3 protein-coding genes are annotated in these 2,945 nt (G+C 58.3%); all 3 read left to right on the top strand.

Going from position 1 to position 2,945, the window contains the following annotated elements; genetic code table 11:
- The coding region (gene arsB, locus M7R55_RS02890; RefSeq protein WP_298218354.1) for an arsenical efflux pump membrane protein ArsB at positions 1-964 on the top strand (964 nt) is incomplete at its 5' end.
- 7 nt (positions 965-971) lie between these two features.
- Entirely contained in the window at positions 972-2,477 is a 1,506-nt protein-coding gene (gene xseA / locus M7R55_RS02885) for an exodeoxyribonuclease VII large subunit (RefSeq protein WP_298218352.1), read from the top strand.
- Between the two features lie 90 nt (positions 2,478-2,567).
- Positions 2,568-2,918: a helix-turn-helix domain-containing protein gene (locus tag M7R55_RS02880; RefSeq protein ID WP_298218349.1), complete on the top strand. Its 351-nt coding sequence runs from the start codon at positions 2,568-2,570 to the stop codon at positions 2,916-2,918.
- The last annotated feature ends 27 nt before the right edge of the window (positions 2,919-2,945 follow it).

Raw genomic sequence — 2,945 nt, 5'->3', positions numbered from 1 at the left:
CAATGACGGCGCGGCGCTGATTCTCACCCCGATCGTGATCGGTATTCTGTTGGCATTACGCATGAACCCGCTGGCCACGCTCGCCTTTGTGATGGCCGCCGGATTTATCGCCGATACGGCGAGTATGCCGCTGGTGATTTCTAATCTCGTCAATATCGTGGTCGCCGACTATTTCAAGTTGGGATTTGCCGACTATGCCGCCGTCATGGTGCCGGTTACTCTGGTTTCCGTGCTCGCCTCCTTAAGTGTGTTGTGGCTGTATTTTCGACGCTCGATCCCAGAAACCTATGCCTGCGATGAATTGGATCTGCCTGATAAAGCCATTATTGACCGATCCGTATTCCGCGCCGGTTGGTGGGTTTTGGCCTGGCTATTGTTCGGGTTTTTTGTGCTGGATGGTTGGGGGGTGCCTATCAGTCTGGTGGCCGCAATCGGCGCGTTCATACTGTGGCTGATTGCGCGGCGGGGCGCACAAATCAACACCCGCACCGTATTGATCCAGGCGCCGTGGCAAGTGGTGATCTTTTCGCTGGGCATGTATCTCGTTGTCTATGGACTGAAAAACGCCGGCCTGACCGACGGGTTGACGCTCTGGTTCGATCAACTGGCCCACCTCGGGTTGTGGGGCGCTACGCTCGGCACAGGGTTTACCATGGCGGTTTTGTCCGCCGTGCTCAACAATATGCCCGCCGTGCTTATGGGAACCTTGGCGATCGACGGTACCCAAGCCAGCGGCACGACGCATCTGGCGATGGTTTACGCCAATATCATCGGCTGTGATCTCGGGCCGAAGTTCACGCCCATCGGCAGTCTGGCGACGCTATTGTGGTTGCATGTGCTGGCGCGCAAGCAGATCGTGATTTCATGGGAGTATTACTTCAAAGTCGGCTTGATACTCACTACGCCGGTACTGTTGCTGACCTTGCTGGCTTTGGCACTGCGCCTATCCGTGAATCTACCGTGAGTTGCATATGAGTGCGATTCTTTCCGTTACTTCCCTCAACGCCATGGCCAAACAGATACTTGAAGCCAATTTAAGTGGCGTCATGGTTCAGGGTGAGGTGCGCTCGCTGACCCGGGCCGCGTCGGGGCATGTGTATTTTTCGCTGAAGGATCAACAGGCCGAAGTGCGCTGCGCGCTGTTTCGCGCGCAGGCCATGCGCGTGAAGACCGCGTTCGCCAATGGCGATGCCGTGGTTGTGCGGGGTTCGGTATCGCTGTACGCCCCGCGCGGTGATTACCAACTCATCGTGACCGGGGTTGAGTTAGCCGGTGATGGCCAATTGGCCGTCCTGTTCGAAGCCTTGAAGAAAAAACTCTTTGCCGAAGGCTTGTTCGACGTTGCACGCAAGCGCGCAATCCCCCGATTACCTCGCCGGATCGTGGTGATTTCTTCCGCTGTAGGCGCCGCGCTGCAGGATGTGGTTTCCACCTTGATCCGGCGGCTGCCCTTGGTTGAAATCAACCTGATTCCGGTGGCGGTGCAAGGTGAAACGGCAGCGGCTGAACTCACCAATGCGGTGCGAGGTATCACGAGCGATTCGGGGTTTGATGTTGTGCTGCTCGTGCGCGGCGGCGGATCGATGAGTGATCTGTGGGCATTCAACGATGAAGCGCTGGCCCGTGCGATTGCGGCCTGCCCGGTCCCCGTTATCAGTGGTGTCGGTCACGAAATCGATTTCACGATCAGCGATTTTGTGGCGGATGTCAGGGCGGCGACACCGACGGCGGCGGCCGAACTGGCGACCCCTATTACCTTAAGCGAATTGCAGGCCGCGCTGATTCTGCGGCACCAGCAGATAAACCGGTTGATCGAAGATCGATTGAACGAGGCAGGGCAACGCCTGGACAGCAATCTGAACCGGCTTCGCCAGCAGCGCCAGCGCTGGTTACCGCAGCTTCATCACCAAATGATGCTCAGCCTGCGGTTGCAGCGGGCGATTCGTTCGCTCTGGCAGGAGCGCCTCGGCCGGGTGCAGGCATTGACGCATCGATTGCAGCAACGCAGTCCTGTGCATTGGGTCCGCCAGAATCACAGTCGACTCGAACAGATGCGCTGGCGGCTACAGCAGGCCATTGATCGGCAGATGGCCGCACAGCGGCAGGATTGGTTGCGGCTGGCGGCGGGCTTGCGCCCCTCGATCGTGCGGCGACAGATCGAGCAGCGCCAGCAGGAAACGGAGCGTTTGACCGCGCGATTGCATGAGATCGGTCGGCAGGGACTCGTTCGCCAGAAGCAACGGCTCGAACAGGCGTTCGGTGTGCTGACCGCCCTGAGCCCGCAGCGGGTACTTGAGCGCGGGTATAGTCTGGTCGAAGCGGAATCCGGCCTGATCTGGCGCGCGGCAGCATTGCGATCAGCCTTGGTCGAATCCGACCGGCCCCTGCCCTTGCGGCTGCATTTTGGTGATGGTGTCGTGCCCATTGAAGCCTGTTCTGCTCAGTCCAGTTCGACAGAAACCGGGGCGATGGAATAATTCGCTGCAAGCTCAGACGCAGGACTATAGTGGACCCCGATTTCCAGACATTAAATTAAGATGGTAGCCTGCCTTAAAAAGGAGCAGGTTGTGAGTGAAACGAAGCGCAAGCATTTCAGTGGTGAGTTCAAGGCCAAGGTCGCCCTTGAAGCGATCCGTGGAATTAAGACTGTGAATGAAATTGGTCAGGAATTTGGGGTGCACCCAACGCAAGTGGGTTTGTGGAAGCAAGCGCTGCAAGCTCAAGCAGCCAGCCTGTTTGATGCCAAGCGTGGCCCGAAACCGGTTGATCCATCGGCCAGTCCCGAGCGACTGTATTCCGAGATCGGGCGATTGAAGATGGAACTCGACTGGCTTAAAAAAAGTCCGGCATCAGCCCGTAGACGTGCGCCGTGCCTGGGTAGGCACTGCCGAACCCCTGCCGCTGACCCGGCAATGTGAGCTGACCGGAGTTGCGCGTTCTGGCGT

It is taken from the genome of Halothiobacillus sp. (genome assembly GCF_027346185.1).
Lineage (GTDB): Bacteria > Pseudomonadota > Gammaproteobacteria > Halothiobacillales > Halothiobacillaceae > Halothiobacillus.
This window is presented reverse-complemented; position numbering and strand designations above follow the sequence as displayed.

Bases quoted from the DNA above. Each gene is read 5' to 3' on its own strand.
- xseA (WP_298218352.1), top strand. From the start codon at position 972: ATGAGTGCGATTCTTTCCGTTACTTCCCTCAACGCCATGGCCAAACAG.